Annotated in this window: 18 protein-coding genes; 13 read left to right on the top strand and 5 right to left on the bottom strand. The window is 70.9% G+C overall.

The features are described from left to right. Positions 1–31 precede the first annotated feature (31 nt). From ASG53_RS11230 to ASG53_RS11275, 10 genes are all read left to right on the top strand, one after another. Positions 32–1,216 carry a DUF3866 family protein gene (locus ASG53_RS11230; RefSeq protein WP_056132823.1) on the top strand — a complete coding sequence of 395 codons (1,185 nt, stop codon included), beginning with the start codon at positions 32–34 and terminating at the stop codon, positions 1,214–1,216. Positions 1,217–1,488: 272 nt separating this feature from the next. Beyond that, on the top strand, positions 1,489–2,121 hold the full coding sequence (locus ASG53_RS11235) for a succinate dehydrogenase (RefSeq protein WP_235533908.1): 633 nt from the start codon (positions 1,489–1,491) through the stop codon (positions 2,119–2,121). After that, complete coding sequence (locus ASG53_RS11240) at positions 2,118–4,109, top strand: fumarate reductase/succinate dehydrogenase flavoprotein subunit (RefSeq protein WP_056132829.1); 1,992 nt, start codon at positions 2,118–2,120, stop codon at positions 4,107–4,109. Before ASG53_RS11235 ends, ASG53_RS11240 begins: the two co-directional genes overlap by 4 nt. Further along, positions 4,106–4,858 carry a succinate dehydrogenase/fumarate reductase iron-sulfur subunit gene (locus tag ASG53_RS11245; protein WP_056132831.1) on the top strand — a complete coding sequence of 251 codons (753 nt, stop codon included), beginning with the start codon at positions 4,106–4,108 and terminating at the stop codon, positions 4,856–4,858. Before ASG53_RS11240 ends, ASG53_RS11245 begins: the two co-directional genes overlap by 4 nt. A 119-nt stretch (positions 4,859–4,977) precedes the next feature. Then, positions 4,978–5,910 (top strand): DUF4129 domain-containing protein, encoded by a 933-nt coding sequence (locus ASG53_RS11250; RefSeq protein WP_056132834.1) that lies wholly within the window; start codon positions 4,978–4,980, stop codon positions 5,908–5,910. Then, complete coding sequence (locus ASG53_RS11255) at positions 5,907–6,389, top strand: hypothetical protein (RefSeq protein WP_056132838.1); 483 nt, start codon at positions 5,907–5,909, stop codon at positions 6,387–6,389. The genes ASG53_RS11250 and ASG53_RS11255 overlap by 4 nt, the downstream gene beginning before the upstream one ends. 118 nt (positions 6,390–6,507) lie before the next feature. Then, positions 6,508–7,515, top strand: a complete 1,008-nt coding sequence (locus ASG53_RS11260) for an AAA family ATPase (protein WP_056132841.1) — start codon at positions 6,508–6,510, stop codon at positions 7,513–7,515. Positions 7,516–7,529: 14 nt separating this feature from the next. Further along, positions 7,530–8,873, top strand: a complete 1,344-nt coding sequence (locus ASG53_RS11265) for a DUF58 domain-containing protein (protein WP_082543981.1) — start codon at positions 7,530–7,532, stop codon at positions 8,871–8,873. A 35-nt stretch (positions 8,874–8,908) separates the two neighbouring features. After that, on the top strand, positions 8,909–9,514 hold the full coding sequence (locus ASG53_RS11270) for a hypothetical protein (RefSeq protein ID WP_056132843.1): 606 nt from the start codon (positions 8,909–8,911) through the stop codon (positions 9,512–9,514). Positions 9,515–9,599: 85 nt separating this feature from the next. Beyond that, positions 9,600–10,175: a Dps family protein gene (locus tag ASG53_RS11275; RefSeq protein ID WP_056134170.1), complete on the top strand. Its 576-nt coding sequence runs from the start codon at positions 9,600–9,602 to the stop codon at positions 10,173–10,175. A 296-nt stretch (positions 10,176–10,471) separates the two neighbouring features. Here ASG53_RS11275 and ASG53_RS11280 read toward each other — a convergent pair whose 3' ends face one another. Next, entirely contained in the window at positions 10,472–10,738 is a 267-nt protein-coding gene (locus ASG53_RS11280; RefSeq protein ID WP_056132846.1) for a DUF7218 family protein, read from the bottom strand. 117 nt (positions 10,739–10,855) lie between these two features. On the opposite strand from ASG53_RS11280, the gene ASG53_RS11285 reads away from it, so the two are divergent. Continuing rightward, a complete protein-coding gene (locus ASG53_RS11285) occupies positions 10,856–11,545 on the top strand; it encodes a YigZ family protein (protein WP_056132849.1) in 690 nt (229 codons plus the stop codon). A gap of 21 nt (positions 11,546–11,566) precedes the next feature. Here ASG53_RS11285 and ASG53_RS11290 read toward each other — a convergent pair whose 3' ends face one another. The 3 genes from ASG53_RS11290 to ASG53_RS11300 form a co-directional block, all read right to left on the bottom strand. Further along, a complete protein-coding gene (locus ASG53_RS11290) occupies positions 11,567–11,959 on the bottom strand; it encodes a hypothetical protein (protein WP_156382756.1) in 393 nt (130 codons plus the stop codon). A 141-nt stretch (positions 11,960–12,100) separates the two neighbouring features. Beyond that, on the bottom strand, positions 12,101–12,397 hold the full coding sequence (locus tag ASG53_RS11295; protein ID WP_056132856.1) for a hypothetical protein: 297 nt from the start codon (positions 12,395–12,397) through the stop codon (positions 12,101–12,103). Between the two features lie 51 nt (positions 12,398–12,448). Continuing rightward, positions 12,449–13,009: a tyrosine-type recombinase/integrase gene (locus tag ASG53_RS11300; protein WP_056132858.1), complete on the bottom strand. Its 561-nt coding sequence runs from the start codon at positions 13,007–13,009 to the stop codon at positions 12,449–12,451. Positions 13,010–13,171: 162 nt separating this feature from the next. On the opposite strand from ASG53_RS11300, the gene ASG53_RS11305 reads away from it, so the two are divergent. Both ASG53_RS11305 and ASG53_RS11310 read left to right on the top strand, forming a co-directional pair. Further along, positions 13,172–13,672, top strand: coding sequence for a thioredoxin family protein (locus tag ASG53_RS11305; RefSeq protein ID WP_156382757.1), 501 nt, complete (start codon positions 13,172–13,174; stop codon positions 13,670–13,672). Continuing rightward, positions 13,669–14,157 carry a DUF4395 domain-containing protein gene (locus tag ASG53_RS11310; RefSeq protein WP_056132863.1) on the top strand — a complete coding sequence of 163 codons (489 nt, stop codon included), beginning with the start codon at positions 13,669–13,671 and terminating at the stop codon, positions 14,155–14,157. Before ASG53_RS11305 ends, ASG53_RS11310 begins: the two co-directional genes overlap by 4 nt. Here the strand turns inward: ASG53_RS11310 and ASG53_RS11315 are convergent. Beyond that, positions 14,154–16,052, bottom strand: coding sequence for a DUF4914 family protein (locus tag ASG53_RS11315; RefSeq protein WP_056132865.1), 1,899 nt, complete (start codon positions 16,050–16,052; stop codon positions 14,154–14,156). The two genes, ASG53_RS11310 and ASG53_RS11315, sit on opposite strands and share 4 nt — an antisense overlap. Between the last annotated feature and the right edge of the window lie 314 nt (positions 16,053–16,366).

Consider the following 16,366-nt stretch of genomic DNA (forward strand, 5'->3'; position numbering starts at 1 on the left):
GCCTCCCGCGACGTCGAGTAGCGTCTGACCCGTGATGACTTGGCGCGGTGCACGCATCCTCTCGACAGGCAACAGCTGGGACGGGGCGCTCGAGCTCACCGTCACCACAGACCCGAGCACCGCGCCCGACGGCTCGACCGAGGCGCCCCGCACCCTCCGTGCGCTCGCCTACCCGGCCCTCGTCGGACCCACCACGGTCGGCGACCACGTCCTGCTCAACACCACGGCCCTCGACCGGGGCCTGGGCACCGGTGGCTACGCCCTCGTCGTCGCCGTCCTGCCGAGCGACGACCAGCAGGTGGCCCGCGCATCGGTTCCCGACGGGCCCGGACACCTCGTCAAGGCCCGCTACACACCCCACCAGACCATGGTGCTCGGCATCGACGAGCAGGAGTCGCCCCACCACGAGACGCTCGAGGACGCCGACGACCTCGACGCCATGCCCGTGGTCGTCGCCGACCTCCACTCCGCGCTCCCCGCGATCATCGCCGGCGCCCGCCACCACGCCGAGGTCCTCGGACGCACGCAGCCGCGCATCGTCTACGTCATGACCGACGGCGGCGCGCTCCCCGCCTGGTTCTCCCGCACGGTCTCGACCCTGCGCCAGGCAGGATGGACCGACGCCACCGTCACCGTCGGCCAGGCCTACGGCGGCGACCACGAGGCCGTGACTGTCCACACCGGGCTCCTCGCCGCCCGCCACGTCCTCGACGCCGACCTCGCCGTCGTCGCCCAGGGACCGGGGAACCTCGGGACAGGCACCCGCTGGGGGTTCTCCGGCGTCGCCGCGGGCGAGGCCGTCAACGCAGCAGCCACCCTCGGCGGACGCCCCGTCGCCTCCCTGCGGGTGTCCGGGGCCGACCCCCGCCCCCGCCACCAGGGGATCTCCCACCACTCCCTCACCGCCTACGGACGGGTCGCGCTGCTCAGGGCCGACGTCCCCGTCCCGGGCTTCAGCCAGGTCGCCGACAGCTTCGCCGAGACCGGCCACGACCCGCGCGCGCTCGAGGCGAGGGTCCGCGAGCAGGCGCTCACCCTCGCCAGCGCGACAGCCCGGCACACCCTCGTCGACGTCGAGGCGACCCAGGCGCTCGCAGACGCCCTCGAGGGCTCACCGGTCCGCCTGTCGACGATGGGGCGTGGGACGGCTCAGGACCCTGCGGCCTTCTTGGCCGCGGCGGTCGCCGGGCAGCACGCCGTGTCGCTGCTGGCGTAGCTGGAGGCGGCGCTCAGCACCGCACAGCACCGCACCGCGCACCACCCCGCACCACCGCGCACCAGGACTCTCGTCCCACTGCTGCAGGTCACGCCACTCCTACGCTGACCGGGAGCCACGTCACATTCCGGACGGGCGGCTCGCCGACCAGGAGGTCCTGCTGCGTGAGCCACCCCGTCAGAACCGTCGACCGACGGGCGCGCTCCTCAGCTCGTCCTGTCACCTCCCGTCAGCCTCTCCCCCCCACCTGGGTGCTCAAGGTGGCGCTCGCCGTGACAGGCACGGTCTTCGTCGCCTTCGCCGTGTTCCACCTCTTCGGCAACCTCAAGGTGTTCCTCGGCAAGGATGAGCTCAACCACTACGCCTTCTGGTTGCAGCGCGACCTGCTCGCGCCCCTCGTGCCCGAGGGCTGGTTCGTGTGGATCTTCCGGGCTGTCCTCACGCTCTGCCTCGTCGTGCACGTCTGCGCGGCCGTCGTCGTCCGGGGCCGTGCCCGTCGTGCCCGCGGTCCTTACCCGCGCAGGCGGCTCCGAGGAGTCCGGGCGTTCCAGGCCCGCTCCATGATGGTCACGGGCACGGTCCTGCTGCTCTTCGTCGTCTTCCACGTCCTGGACCTCACCGTCGGAGCAGCACCGGTGGCCAGCGACCGCTTCGAGCACGGCAACGCCTACGACAACCTCGTCCACAGCTTCGAGCGACCGGTCGTCGCCCTCTTCTACGTCGCCGCGATGGTCGTGCTCCTGCTCCACGTCGCCCACGGCCTGTGGAGCGTCGTCAACGACCTCGGCGGGACGGGCCGGCGTCTGCGTGCGGTGGCCGCAGCGCTCGCCGGCGTCGTCGGTCTCGCGCTGCTGCTCGGCAACGCACTCATCCCGCTCGCCGTCCTGACAGGAGCCGTCTCATGACCACGCACGAGAAGACCGGAGACGGTGTCCTCGACGTCGACACGCTCCGGATCATCGGGGACGCGATCGACGGCAACGTCCCGCGTACCCAGCCCGAGCGTGCCTGGGACGACCGACGGCTGCACTACAACCTCGTCAGCCCCAGCAACCGCCGCCGGCTGAAGATCATCGTCGTCGGCACCGGCCTGGCCGGCGCGGGCGCAGCCGCGGCACTCGGGGAGCTCGGGTACGACGTCGAGAGCTTCACCTACCACGACGCCCCGCGGCGGGCGCACTCCGTCGCCGCCCAGGGCGGCATCAACGCGGCGCGGGCGCGCTCGGTCGACAACGACTCGGTCTCCAGGTTCGTCAAGGACACCATCAAGGGCGGTGACTTCCGCGGCCGCGAGGCAGACGCCTTCAGGCTCGGGCAAGAGTCGGTCCGGGTCGTCGACCACATGACGGCGATCGGTGCCCCCTTCGCCCGGGAGTACGGCGGCAGCCTGGCCACCCGCTCCTTCGGGGGCGTCCAGGTCTCCCGCACCTACTACACACGAGGCCAGACCGGCCAGCAGCTCCAGGTCGCCGGCGCTGCCGCTCTGCTGCGACAGGTGGACCGTGGGACGGTCGCGCTGCACACCCGCCACGAGATGCTCGACCTCGTCGTCGCGGACGGCCGCGCCCAGGGGATCGTCGTGCGAGACCTCGTGACAGGCGCGGTCCGAGCGGTCACGGCGCACGCCGTCGTGCTCGCCACGGGTGGGTACGGGAACATCTTCCACAAGAGCACCCTGGCCAAGAGCTCCAACGCGACGGCCGTGTGGCGCGCGCACAAGCGCGGCGCCCTCGTCTCCAACCTCTGCTTCGTCCAGTTCCACCCCACCGCGCTGCCGCTCTCGGGCGAGTGGCAGTCCAAGACGATCCTCATGTCAGAGTCGCTGCGCAACGACGGACGCATCTGGGTCCCTCTCGTCGCCGGCGACCCCCGTGCGCCCGGAGAGATCCCCGAGGCCGAGCGGGACTACTACCTCGAGCGTCGCTACCCCACCTACGGCAACCTCACCCCCCGCGACGTCGCCTCCAGGGCGGCACGGGAACGCATCGACGCCGGCTTCGGTGTCGGCCCGCTCGCGAACTCCGTGTACCTCGACTTCTCGGACGCCCTCGCACGCCTCGGACGGGACGTCGTCCACGCGCGCTACTCGAACCTCTTCGACATGTACCAGAGCGCGACCGGCGACGACCCCTTCGAGACACCGATGCGGATCGCGCCCGGTGCCCACTTCGCGATGGGCGGCCTGTGGTCTGACTACGACATGATGACGTCGGTCCCAGGTCTCTTCGTCGGCGGCGAGGCCGGCTGGGGCTACCACGGTGCGAACCGGCTCGGCGCGAACTCCCTCCTGTCAGCCTGCGTCGACGGATGGTTCACGCTCCCCTACTCGGTGCCCAGCTATCTCGCACCCCTGCTCGGCACCCCGGTCCTGCCGCACGACGACGACGCCGTGACCGACGCGCTGCGGACCGTCGAAGAACGCATCGCCCGCCTCCTCGAGAGCACGGGCACCCGGGGACCAGACAGGTTCCACCAGCAGCTGGGCGAGATCCTCTACAGAAGTGCAGGCGTCACCCGCACCCCCGAAGGGCTCTCACGGGGCATCGAGGAGATCCGCGCGCTGCGCGCCGAGTTCTGGCGCGACGTGCGGGTCATGGGCGCGGGCGACCAGCTCAACCAAGAGCTCGAGCGCGCAGGCCGGGTCGCCGACTACCTCGAGATGGCAGAGCTGCTGTGCCTCGACGCCCTCGACCGGGACGAGTCCTGCGGAGCCCACTTCCGCGCCGACCACGTGACCGACCACGGCGAGGCCCGCCGCGACGACGACGCCTGGTGCCTGGTCTCCGGCTGGGAGTCACCCACCACACCACCCGAGGACGGCGGACGGTTCGTGCGCCACGACGAACCGCTGACCTTCACCGCCGTCCCGCTGCAGACGAGGAGCTACACGTGAGGCTCACACTCAGGGTCTGGCGCCAGCAGTCGGCACGCGCCCGTGGATCCTTCGAGACCTACCTCGTCACGGACGCGACCCCTGAGATGACGCTCCTCGAGCTCCTGGACCGGCTCAACGACCAGCTCGTGACCCAGGGCCTCGAACCCGTGGCCTTCGACTCCGACTGCCGCGAGGGGATCTGCGGCTGCTGCGGGATCGACGTCGACGGCTCCCCGCACGGCCCCCTCGACAACACCCCTGCCTGCGAGCAGCACGTGCGGTCCTTCGCCGACGGAGACACCATCGTCCTCGAACCGTTCCGCTCCGCAGGCTTCCCGGTCGTCCGAGACCTCGTGGTCGACAGGTCCGCCCTCGACCGGGTCATCCAGGCGGGCGGGTACGTCTCGGTCGACGCAGGCACCGCGCCCGACGCCGACGCGCTGCCCGTGACCACGGCGACCGCCGAGACCGCACTCGACTTCGCCGCCTGCACGGGCTGCGGCGCGTGCGTCTCAGCCTGCCCCAACGGCTCCGCCCAGCTCTTCACAGGGGCACGGCTCCAGCACCTCGCGCTCCTGCCGCAGGCCCAGCAGGAACGATCCTCACGAGCCGTCGCGATGATCGACGAGGCCGAGCGCAGCTTCGGGCCCTGCTCCACCTTCGGCGAGTGCGCGATCGTCTGCCCGGCCGGGATACCGCTGTCCGCGATCGCCACGGTCGGCAGAGAACGGATGCGCGCCTTCGTCCTAGGACGCAAGCGCTCGTGACACCGCCACGCGGCCGAGCGCAGCACCGGCCTCCGCTCGGGGCAGCGACCGGGGAGGACCCCCACGCCGTCTCCGGCCTCCAGCCCTGTGGCCCGTAGCACGTTAAGGTGGGCGCCACGATGACGTCACCACACCAGCAGAACCGCACCTCAGCGCCTGCGAGCAGCCTCCTCGCGCAGGCGCGAGCACCACGGCCCGGTGCCAGTCGGCCGCGCCGTGGTCCCGCGACCGCCGCAGCGCTCGCGGCCCTGCTCCTGCTGCTGGTCGTGGTCGGGTCTGCGCTCAGCGGTCCGTGGCAGGTCACCGAGCCTGACCCCGTCCCGGTGACGATGGCGCCGCTCGAGGAGATCACCGCGACACCTTCTCCGGAACCGACCCCAGAGGACTTCCTGCAAGAGCGGGAGAACCAGGGCGACGGCGCGAGCACGGTCCTCATGGTCATCCTCGGGATATTGCTCCTCGCCGCGATCGTCGCGGCTGTCCGCAAGGTCGTCCGGCGCCGGCTGCCGCCGTGGCACCGGGGCGAGAGAGAACCCGACCCTGTCGTCGGAGACGGCGCGTCGGCGATCATTGCCGTCGTCCCCGTCGCCGCCCTCGAAGAGGCGGCCGGGCTCGCCGCCCAGCGGCTGCGCGCCTCGACCGACCCCACCGACGACGTGGTGGCAGCCTGGGTCGCGCTCGAGCGCGCCGCTGAGGAGAGCGGGACAGCCCGGACGCCCGCCCAGACACCGACAGAGTTCACCGTCGCGGTCCTCGGGACGACGTCCGCGAGGCCTGCGGACGTCCAGACGCTGCTCCGGCTGTACCACCGCGCGAGGTTCACCGAGCACCGCATCACCCCTGCCGAGGGTGCGACGGCTGCCGATGCTCTCGAGCGACTCGTGGAGGACCTCCGGTCGTCGGGATCTGCGGAGAACGGAGGTCCGGGCGGCCAGGCTGGAGCTGGTGGGCCTGCCGGACCTGGTGGCGCAGGCGGTCCTGGCCGTCCGGCGCGACGACCCGCTCCGGGGGGCCAGCTGCCGGCTCGCCGATCGACGGAGGACGGCGCATGATCCGCCTGGCCGTCTACGTGGCGATCGAGGCCGCAGTCGCGGCGATGCTGCTGCTCGCCGCGGGGACCGACCTGGCGCACACCCTCATGGCCTTCCTCGCAGCCGTCGCGGTCACGGTCTTCGTGGTCGGGCAGCCCGAGCCGCGGTCGCCGCGATGGCCCCGCACCGAGGTCTCGGTCAAGGACGGCGCACGCGACGACGTCTCCAACCTGTCCTGGACGCTGCTGTCGAAGGACGACGCCGTCTCGCCACGGGCTGTGCGCGCGGTCCGTGCGACGGCGAGCACCAGGCTCCGGCTGCTCGGTGTCGACCTCGACGACCCCGCCGACGCACCCGCCGCGCGGAGGCTGCTGGGCGACGAGACGTACGCCTTCGTCGAGTCTTCCCTCGACAAGCCGACGCTCCCCCACCTGCTGCGAGCGATCGACCGGCTGACGGAGATCGACCCAGCAGGCACCGCACCACCGAGGTCGACCTGATGTGTCACGACCGTCGCACAGCCCGGCGAGCCTCGACACCCCAGCAGGCCTCACCAGCACAGCCCGCAGCACACCGTCTTCCCCACCCCAGCACCCCCACCCTCACGAGGAGCGCCGCATGACCTCCGCACCTGCCCCCACCTCCCTCCAGGTCTCCGAGATCTCCGAGCTGTCTGCCCGGGTCCTCGCCGAGGTCGGGACCGTGGTCGTCGGGATGGAGAAGCCGCTGCGGACAGCCCTCGCGGCGATCCTGGCAGGCGGGCACGTGCTCTTCGAGGACGTGCCAGGCCTCGGCAAGACGCTCGCGGCCCGCAGCCTGGCGTCGGCCCTCGGTCTCGACTTCGCACGCCTCCAGTGCACGCCGGACCTGCTGCCGGCCGACATCACGGGCTCGACGGTCTACGACCCGGCGACGCGCGAGTTCGTCTTCAGGCCGGGCCCGGTCTTCACCGGTCTGTTCCTCGCGGACGAGATCAACCGCACCGCCCCCAAGACGCAGTCGGCGCTGCTCGAGGCCATGGCTGAGCGCCAGGTGACGATCGACGGGACGACGTACCCCCTCACCCTGCCGTTCCACGTCATGGCGACGTCGAACCCTGTCGAGTACGAGGGCACGTACCCGCTCCCCGAGGCCCAGCTCGACAGGTTCATGGTGCGGCTCGCCGTCGGCTACCCGGACCGCGAGGCCGAGTTCGACGTGCTGAACCGCAGGCTCGACCGTCGCCAGGAGTTCAGCCCGGTCCAGGCCGTCGTCTCGCCCGAGACGCTGCTCGCCATGCAGTCGGGCGTCGAAGACGTCACGCTCGACCCCGACGTGATCCGCTACTGCGTGGACCTGGCTGCCGCGACGCGCTCGTTGTCCGACCTCGAGGTCGGGGCCTCGCCGCGAGGCTCGCAGACGCTCATGCTCGTCGCCCGCGCCCTGGCAGTCATCGACGGACGTGACTACGTGCTCCCCGAGGACGTCAAGGCCGTCGCCGTCCCCGTCCTCGCGCACCGCCTGACGCTCAGCCCTGCTGCGTGGGCTGCGGGGACGAGCACCGAGACCCTCGTCATCAGCCTGCTCGACCAGGTCGCGGGTCCTGCGACCGTGGCCGGGGCGGACAGCGCGTCCGTACGGCCGTGACGAGCAGCGGGGCCATGACGAGCGGCGGGGTGATGACGAGGGGCGGGGCCGAGCAGGCCGCAGCCGCCCGCTCTTCTGCGCCGGCCCGGTGGGAGCGCGACGCCGTGGTGGTCGTGAGTGCTCTCACCGGCCTGGTACTCGTCTGCGTGGGCCTCGTCTTCGGGCGGCCTCAGGTCGTCGCCCTCGCCGTGCCCCTCGTGCTCTCGGCGGTCTGGGCCGCGGCGAACCGCCCGACGGGCCCGGTCCGGGTGACGACTGTCGCCGGTGGGACCGCGGTGCGCGACCGCGAGCTGGTCGTCGCGCTGACCCTCGAGGTCCCGGACGGTGCCTCTGTCGTCAGGGTGCAGGCCTCGAGCCCGGGCAACGAACCGCTCGACGCGCTCGTCGCTGTTCCCGGCGGCGCGCGGACGGTCGACCTGACGACGCCGTCGGTCCGGACGGGACCTCGTGAGCTGTTCAGCATCGACGCCGTGCCGCTGGCAGACGAGGGCGGCTGGTTCCTCGACGCCTCGCACGTCGCACCGGACCACGTGCTCGTGCTGCCGCGCGTGCGCAGGCTCGACGTCGTCCCGGTGAGGTCCCAGCTGCGTGGTCTCACGGGGCCGCACAGCTCGCGGCGCCCTGGTGACGGGTCTCAGCTGCGAGACATCGCCCTGTTCCGTCCCGGGGACTCGGTCCGCCGTGTCGACTGGCGCACGACCGCGCGTCGCTCCCCCGAGGTGAGCGAGCTCTACGTCCGGCGGACCTTCGCGGCCTCGGAGGCCTCCGTGGTGATCGTCGTCGACTCGCGTGACGACGTGGGCCCGGAGGTCGCGACCTGGGGCGGGTACCGCGAGACCGCCCCGGACGTGCAGACGTCTCTCGACATCGCCCGTGAGGCTGCCGCGACCATCGCCACTGTCGTCGTGGACGGCGGCGACAGGCTGGGCTTCGAAGACCTCGGTCGTCTCCACACCCCTGTCCCGATGTCGGGCGGCAAGCGTCATCTGCAGCGGGTGGTGCACGCCCTCGCGCTGGCCAGGCCGGCCGGGGCGCCTCGGCATCGTGAGCGACCCCCGCAGATCCCCACGGGCTCCATGGTCTACCTGTTCTCGACCTTCCTCGACGACTCGGCCTCGCAGATCGCGCTCCGGTGGAGCGCGCAGGGGCACGAGGTGGTCGCCGTCGACACCCTCCCGGAGGAGATCTTGCGTGGGCTCGACCGTCGCGAGGTGCACGCGTGGCGCCTGACCGACATCGCTCGACGCGACAGGCTGTTCGAGCTCTCGAGGTCTGGGGTCACGGTGCTGCGGTGGGCGTCGGGTGATCCGTCAATCGCGCTGCGGGCCCGTGCCAGGGCCGTGCGGGGGCACTCGTGAGCCGGCGGTCGGAGGGGACCGAGAAGACCGCGGCCATGACGGGCACCAGCTCCGCACCCGCCCCGCGCACACGCAAGGGCGCAGAGATCGAGATCGGTCGATCTGTGCCCGGCTGGGCTCTCCACGTCGCGCTCGGGGTCGCTGTCCTGACCGGGCTGCTCGTCGGCATGGCCGGCAGCGAGGTCTCGGCTGCGCTCGTCACGGTTGCGGCACTCGGGCTCGCAGCCGGGACCGTCGCCAACGCCCGGCGACCGGGCTACGGGCTCGGGGCCATCGCCGTCGGGCTGATGCTGCTCCCCTTCGTGCTGACCGCTCCCGCGGGCTACACGTGGCGGACGCCGGTGCTGATGGTCCTCGTCCATGCGGTCCTCAGGCTCAGCTGGTTCGCCACCGTCGCTGCTCCTCGGACCCAGGTCGAGGCCGCGGTCCTCGTCACGGAGGGGCGCCGGGCGGCCGTGCTGAATCTCGTCGGCCAGCTGGTCGCGCTGCTGGCTGGTGCGCTCACGGCAGTGTCCGGCTCGACGTCGTCGATGACCTGGCCGTGGTTCGCCGTGCTGGGGGCTGTCGCCGCTCTCTCGCTGGCCCTGCTGCTGCGGAACGGGCTCCCCACCGGCCACGATGCGTCAGGGCAGCGCGCCTAACTTCTGCGAAGTCCGCCGTCCAGGTGCACGATGGAGACAGGTGGTTCACCACCCATCGGATCACGTCTGGAGGACTGCGAACATGATGGCTCGCAAGCAACTGCCCAAGTACACCGTCCCCTCGCTCACGCCTGAGCAGGGCCAGGAGGTCGCCCGGATCCTGCAGCTCCGTCTCACCGCCCTGAACGACCTGGCGCTGACGCTCAAGCACATCCACTGGAACGTCGTGGGCCCGCACTTCATCGCGGTCCACGAGATGCTCGACCCGCAGGTCGACGCCGTCCGCCTCATGGTCGACGCGACAGCCGAGCGCATCGCGACCCTCGGTGTCGCCCCCCGAGGGACGCCCGGAGTGATCGTGTCGGAACGCTCCTGGGACGACTACTCCCTCGGCCGTGCCACGACGATCGCGCACCTCGGTGCCCTCGACGAGGTGTACCAGGGCGTCATCACCGACCACCGCAAGGCAGCGACCGACGTCGAAGAGCTCGACGACGTCACGAACGACCTGCTCATCGGTCACCTGCACGAGCTCGAGCTGTTCCACTGGTTCGTGCGCGCCCACCTGGAGTCCTCGGGTGGTTCGCTGAGCACCGCCGACGAGACGACCGAGGTCGGTGCAGCCGAGAAGGCTGACGAGAAGGCCAAGAAGTCCTCCTGACCCGGGAGTGAAGGGTCACAGACCCCCCTGACGACGAAGGCTCCGACCGAGACGGTCGGAGCCTTCGTCGCGTCTGGGTGGTGGACGCGTCCGTCGAGGGCTGCGGAGGGCTGGACGGAAGACAGCTGCGGGGAGCCACGGCGGTCATCCGGCTGCGCGGAGGTGCAGCTGAACGGTGCGGCAGCCAAACGGTGCGGCAGCCGAACGCAGACTCAGCTGAACGCAGACTCAGCTGAACGCAGTCTCAGCTGAACGCAGTCTCAGCTCAACGGTGCAGCAGCGTCCTCAGCTGGCCCTCAGCTGCGCAGGGCCTCGATCAGCTCGGCCTTGCGCATCGAGGAGTACCCGGTCAGCCCGATCTCCTTCGCACGGCCGCGGAGCTCTGCGACGGTCCACTCGTCGTAGGGCGGAGAGTCGCCGCCCCGCTTGCCGACCTGCGACCGCGAGTCTCGCGCGGCCGCGTTGGCGATCCTTGCGGCCTTGCCCTTCGAGCTGCCCTCGTCGCGGAGCTTCTCGTAGAGCTCGGGGTCCTTCACGCTCGGTCCTGGGTCTTCGCGTGGCACTGTGTGCTCCTTCCGCCGGTGGATGGGTCCACTCCAGTCTCGGACGAGCCCGTGGATGGCGCACCCGGGGCCACCCGGTCCTGCACGGGCCTGCGCGAGCCCGCGTAGGCTCGCCCGGTGGACCCGACCCCTCGCCTCGAGCTGCCCGCAGACCTTCCGGCAGACCTCGTGCTGCCGTCGACCGTCGAGGGCACGACGGTCCACGAGCTCGTCATCAAGAAGTCGCGGTTCATCGCCCGGGCCACGCACGTGGAGTCGGTCGAGGAGGCTGACGCTGTCGTCGCGGCTGTCCGCAAGGAGCTCTGGGACGCCCGGCACAGCTGTGTGGCGCTGGTCGTCGGGCAGCGCGCCGACAGGCAGCGCTCGTCGGACGACGGCGAGCCGTCGGGCACCGCCGGTGTGCCCATGCTCGAGGTCCTGCGGCACCGCGGGCTCACCGACGTGGTCGTGGTGGTCACCCGGTACTTCGGCGGCGTCCTGCTCGGGGCTGGTGGCCTCGTCCGGGCCTACTCGTCGTCGGTGAGCGAGGTGCTCGACAGGGCGACCGTCGTTGCTCGCGAGCCCCGGGTCGAGGTCGTTCTCGAGACGGACCACGCGTCGGCGGGGCGCCTCGAGAACGTCCTGCGGGAATGGTGCCACGTGCACAGGGCGGTCTTCGCGACGCCTGCGTACGGGACGGGCGTCGAGCTGGCCGTGCTGCTGCGTCCGCGGGACCTCGCCTCCTACGACCAGCTGGTCGCGTCTGAGACAGCCGGCGGGGCAGTACCCGTCGTGCGGGGCTGGCAGGTCAGCGACATCCCTGCGTGACGGCACCCAGGCGGGTGGCTGTCACCACGACCAGCCTCTTGCGCAGAGCTCGAGCTCTTGCCGCATCCGTTCGTCTTCGTCGACCACCCAGGTGTCGCTGACCAGCTCGTCTGTCGCCGGTGACCGAGACTGGTCGTCGAGCCCGACGAGCAGGCACGCCTGACGCAGGATCGCGTCGTAGGCGTACTGGGTGGCCCGCAGGTGGTGGGCCCGGGCCAGAGAGGTCTCGTCGTGCTCGATGCGCTGGATCTGCGTGGCGAGAGTCGAGAGGCGCAGCTGCAGGGCGAGGATCTCGAAGGGGTCGATCTCAGGTGCCGCAGGCTTCGACGAGGGACGGGCGCGCGGGAACGAGCGAGCCCGCCGGAGGAGCACCCAGGCCGCGAGCACGCCGACGAGCAGAGCCACCAGAAGCACGATCCACACCATGGTCCCGCCCTCGCCGATGAGGAGAGCACCAGACTAGGACGCCGTCGCACCGAGCGCCACGGGTGCCGCGGAGAGGGGTTCCGGTGAGACGGTCCGGTGAGACGGTTCCGACAGCTCAGCCCCGACAGCTCAGCCCCGACGGACCGGGTGCCACCTGGGTCCGTAGCGCTGGGTGAGCCGCGCCGCCGGGACGTCGACGAGGACTCCTGTGGTCGAGCAGACGTGGTCGTAGACACGCCAGGCCGACGCGTCGTCGTCGGCGGTGAACCTCACGGTGAGACGAGCTTCGCCGGAGACGACGCCGACGTCGTAGGCCTCGACGGTCACGAGGTCTCGTGCCGCCTGGGCTGCTGCCGGCAGCACATCAGGTGCGGCGACGCCCTGTGCAAGGGCTCCGACGGTCAGGACCACGCGGTACGAGGGCATCAGACGATCGTAGGTGCCCGTCGTGGTCCTCTCAGACCTCTCTGGTCCGGCTCAGGGTTCGTCGGTCGCCGCCCAGGCCCTGCGCACCTGCTCGAAGCGTGTCGGCAGCGGCGGCCGCACCCCTGCGTGCCGTGCGTTGGTGCGCTGGACGAACCGCCGCCACGAGAGCACGAGCCCCTGCCGGGTGATGGGCAGCCCCGCAGCGACAGTGACCCCGTTGTCGTGGGTGTGGTGGACGGTGAGCAGGAGCGCGCGCGGGACCGACCCCTCCAGCTCGACGCACAGCTCGTCTCGCACGACGAGCCAGCGTCGCAGCACGACGAGGGCGCTGTCGTCGAGCAGGTGCTCGTGGACGACCCGGTGCTTGCCGTGCTGCACCGCCACGCTCCCCTCCTCGAGGTCGAAGGAGTCGACCGTGCAGCGCAGCAGGTCGGAATAGCGGGCACCTGTGCACCGGACGAGCCCCACGATGACGGCGAGGCGCACGGTCTCCGGTCTCGCCCCGTCGGCCGTGGCAGCGCTCGCGAGGTCACGCCAGACGGTCTCCGCCTCGTGGAGGGTGACGGGCGGCCGTGGGTATCTGATCCGTGCTGGTGTGGGTGGTGAGGGCATTTCGGTGGTCTCCCGGCTAGCGGTATGCGCTTGGCACACTATTTATATCAGGAACCGCAGATCAGGTTCGACTGGTGAGATGTGGGGACCCAACTGCACCGATCGTCGTCCTGACGTGCTTCACTGCACCGACCCGTCGGACCGCCACGATCGCAGGAGCTCATGACCTCTCTCCTCACGACGACCGGCGGACGCGCCGTCCTGCTGGTCGTGCTGCTCGGGATCGTCTCGGCCGCCTGGTGGTTCCGGGCTCAGCGCTCCGGGACCGTGCGGTCCGTGCGCCCCTCGCGGGACTCCGCTCCCCCGGCCGACCAGCTGCTCCTCGATGCCGTGCAGGCTGCGGGTGCGACGCTCGGGCGCCGGGCGACCTTCGTCCAGCTCTCCTCCGAGGTCTGCACACCGTGCCGTCGCACGGCCGCTGTCCTCAGCCGCCTGGTCGAGGACGCACCGGGGGTCGCGCACGTCGAGCTGGACGCGGCGCAGCACCCGGAGCTGGTGCGGACGCTCCGGGTGCTGAGGACACCGACGGTCATCGTGCTCGACGGCGCGGGCCTGGAGCGAGGACGGAGCTCCGGTGCGATGACCCCCACCCAGGCGCTCGTGGCTCTCGACGTGGTCCCGGAGGCTCAGCGCCCGGCACGATCAGAGACGAGACGAGCATGACCGAGACCACCTCCCCGACACCGACAGCCGGCGCTCCTGCGGGCATCGACCCCCGAGGCCCGCGCTTCGGGGCGGCACTGACGGCGATCTTGCTGGCTGTCGTCGTCCTGCTCGGCACGTCGACGGCTGCCTTCGTGCTGCTCGGGGTCGCCGTGCTGCTCTTCGCCGTCGGCACGGTGCGCGGTTCGCAGGGGACGCTCCAGGGCGCCATCTTCCGGCGCTGGGTGCGCCCGCGCCTGTCTGCGCCGGCCGAGCTCGAAGACCCTCGCCCACCGCGGTTCGCCCAGGGGGTCGGACTGGGAGTCACCGCGGTGGGTCTGCTCCTCGGGGTGCTCGGTGTCGCTGCGGCTGTTCCTGTCAGTGCTGCGGTCGCCCTCGTGGCAGCCTTCCTCAACGCTGCCTTCGACCTCTGCCTCGGCTGCGAGCTCTACCTGCTGCTGCAGCGTCTCCGGCCTGGTCGCACCTCGACCGCATCGACCCGCTAGACGCTCGGGGTGAGCGCGGCGTACTGCTCGACGCTCCCGTCCGCCAGGCACGTCTCGATGATCGCGCGGCCCAGGGGGTCGAGGTCGTCGGTGAGGAACTGCGGGAGCTCGCTCTTGAAGAAGTCCGTGAGGATCTTCGCGCCGGTGTCGTAGGCCTCCTCCCCGACCTGGGACTGGTTCTCGGGCTGCAAGAACGTCGGGCGGACGAGCTGTCCGTCGATCTTCATCTCGGTCAGCGCATAGCCGAAGAGCGGGCAGCGGGCCGGCGTGAGGTGGTCAGGCCTGAAGGTCGCACCACCGCGACGAGCCAGGTACTCGCGGGTCAGCCACTCTGCCGTGAAGCCGACCTTGTAGGCCCCGATGTGCTGGTTGGGGACGAGGACGTACCGGGTACGCGGCGCGTCGACGATCTGCCGCAGCAGCAGGTTCGCGGCAGCGACCTTGGTGCCTGTCGAGAACGGCCAGTACGAGCCGACCCCCTCGGCGACCATGCGGTGCTTGGTCGCCTCGACAGAGGCCTGGGTCTCGATGATCGACGGGTTCTTGTGCCCACGCGGTGCGATGAGACGCCACAACCAGGCGAGCGAGGGCGGGATCACCTGGAGCATCCCCATGATCCCGTAGCTGGGGTCGTCGCGGGTCGCCGGCGGCATCCGGACGCCGAAGCTGCGGACGTCGACCTCCTCGGCGGCGTCGAGCACGATCTTCTTGATCATCCGGCGGGGCACGACGACGCGCGGGTTCGGGCACGGGGTCCCGTCGGAGTCGAGGGTGTGCTCCCAGATGAGACAGGTCGCCCCGGGGACTCCCTGCATGTTGAAGAACACGAGCGGTTCGTCGGGGTGGACAGTCACCGACTCGAGGTTCGGGTCGGAGCCGTAGGACGTCATGCTGTCGGTCCGCAGGAACCAGCCGTCTTCGGCGTCCGTCACCACGAGCCTGCCCGAGTCGTTCTGGATCGAGGGGTGGCAGAGCGTCATGTCGTCGGTGACCGGGCTGAGGGTCGAGACCTCGCTGAGCGACATGTAGTAGGGCTCGTCGGAGACGACGTTGACACCGAGCAGGATGCGGCCGTCGTCTTCACGGTGCAGCTCTTCGAGCATCTCGGACTTGCCTCCGCCCGATGCGCCCTCGTGCATGATCACGGTCTCGTTCTCGTAGGGCGTGGTCACACGGACGGCAGACGCGTGGGCGGTGACCCAGCCCTCCTGCTCACCGATGTCGAGCAGGACCGAGAAGACGCCCTTCTTGGCGGAGGGACCCGGGTAGAGGTTGTAGGAGAAGATCTCGTGGAGCGTCTCCGAGCGGTCGTGCACGACCACCTGCCGCCCGTCGAAGTGCGTGTGCCGGAACGGAGGCGCGACGTAGATGATCGACCGGGGCGCGAAGGGCTCGGACTCGGCCAGGTCGACGAAGCCCTGGAGGTCGACGAGGGCCGTCGCGAAGAACGCTGCGTTGGCCGGCACGATCGCGAGGGACGGCGTGCCGTAGGTGAGCCCGCCCGCGCGGAAGGGCACGACGAGGAGCTCTTGCGAGGCGAGCCAGTCGAGGGTCTCCTGGCGGACCGGGGCGAACTCGGCCCCGAAGGTGTCGCGGTACCGAGGCTTGTCTGTCGGCAGGTCGTCGGCGATGCGCATGCAGTCCGGGTCACGCCGACGCAGGTAGTCCTCGGGGTAGTTGACGACGATCCCGTTCTTGCACCGGACCACGTCGGCCTCCTTGACGGGCCCCCTCCCCTGGACGTCGTAGACGACGTCAAAGGTGGGCGGTGCGCCTGCCCCTGTCGCGCGGTCGAGCAGGTCGCTGCGGGTCGTCGGGACGAAGACGTCCGGGGCTGACTCCAGTGCAGCGCGCACCTCCGCGGGCAAGATCACCGTGCTCAAGAGCTGGTTCACCGTGGTTCCTCACATCTGTCCTCGCAGGTCGGTCAGACCGAGCGGCCTGGCCGGGTGCCGGGGGTGCGCGGGCTCTGTGCCAACGCCTCCAGCAGCGTAGGCGTGACGTGGGTCACTCGAAGGGGGCCTTAGGGCCTTGATCTTCCGCCGTGGATTCCGATATGGGCTGCTTGGCGGGTGGTGCGGTCTGGGCGTGGTTGCCACCAGGGCGCGCGGTGCGCTTGGCACACTTTTTCTTCGAGGCCTTCAGGTGTCGCACCTCACGGACGTCCGAGCGGGAATACCTCCCACACCTCGATAGTTGAGGCGTAAAC

Source organism: Sanguibacter sp. Leaf3 (assembly GCF_001425965.1).
In the GTDB taxonomy this organism is placed as follows: Bacteria; Actinomycetota; Actinomycetes; order Actinomycetales; family Cellulomonadaceae; genus Sanguibacter; species Sanguibacter inulinus.

Bases quoted from the DNA above. Each gene is read 5' to 3' on its own strand.
- ASG53_RS11240 (WP_056132829.1), top strand. From the start codon at position 2,118: ATGACCACGCACGAGAAGACCGGAGACGGTGTCCTCGACGTCGACACG.
- ASG53_RS11250 (WP_056132834.1), top strand. From the start codon at position 4,978: ATGACGTCACCACACCAGCAGAACCGCACCTCAGCGCCTGCGAGCAGC.
- ASG53_RS11255 (WP_056132838.1), top strand. From the start codon at position 5,907: ATGATCCGCCTGGCCGTCTACGTGGCGATCGAGGCCGCAGTCGCGGCG.
- ASG53_RS11260 (WP_056132841.1), top strand. From the start codon at position 6,508: ATGACCTCCGCACCTGCCCCCACCTCCCTCCAGGTCTCCGAGATCTCC.
- ASG53_RS11265 (WP_082543981.1), top strand. From the start codon at position 7,530: ATGACGAGCGGCGGGGTGATGACGAGGGGCGGGGCCGAGCAGGCCGCA.
- ASG53_RS11270 (WP_056132843.1), top strand. From the start codon at position 8,909: ATGACGGGCACCAGCTCCGCACCCGCCCCGCGCACACGCAAGGGCGCA.
- ASG53_RS11275 (WP_056134170.1), top strand. From the start codon at position 9,600: ATGGCTCGCAAGCAACTGCCCAAGTACACCGTCCCCTCGCTCACGCCT.
- ASG53_RS11295 (WP_056132856.1), bottom strand. From the start codon at position 12,397: ATGCCCTCGTACCGCGTGGTCCTGACCGTCGGAGCCCTTGCACAGGGC.
- ASG53_RS11300 (WP_056132858.1), bottom strand. From the start codon at position 13,009: ATGCCCTCACCACCCACACCAGCACGGATCAGATACCCACGGCCGCCC.
- ASG53_RS11305 (WP_156382757.1), top strand. From the start codon at position 13,172: ATGACCTCTCTCCTCACGACGACCGGCGGACGCGCCGTCCTGCTGGTC.
- ASG53_RS11310 (WP_056132863.1), top strand. From the start codon at position 13,669: ATGACCGAGACCACCTCCCCGACACCGACAGCCGGCGCTCCTGCGGGC.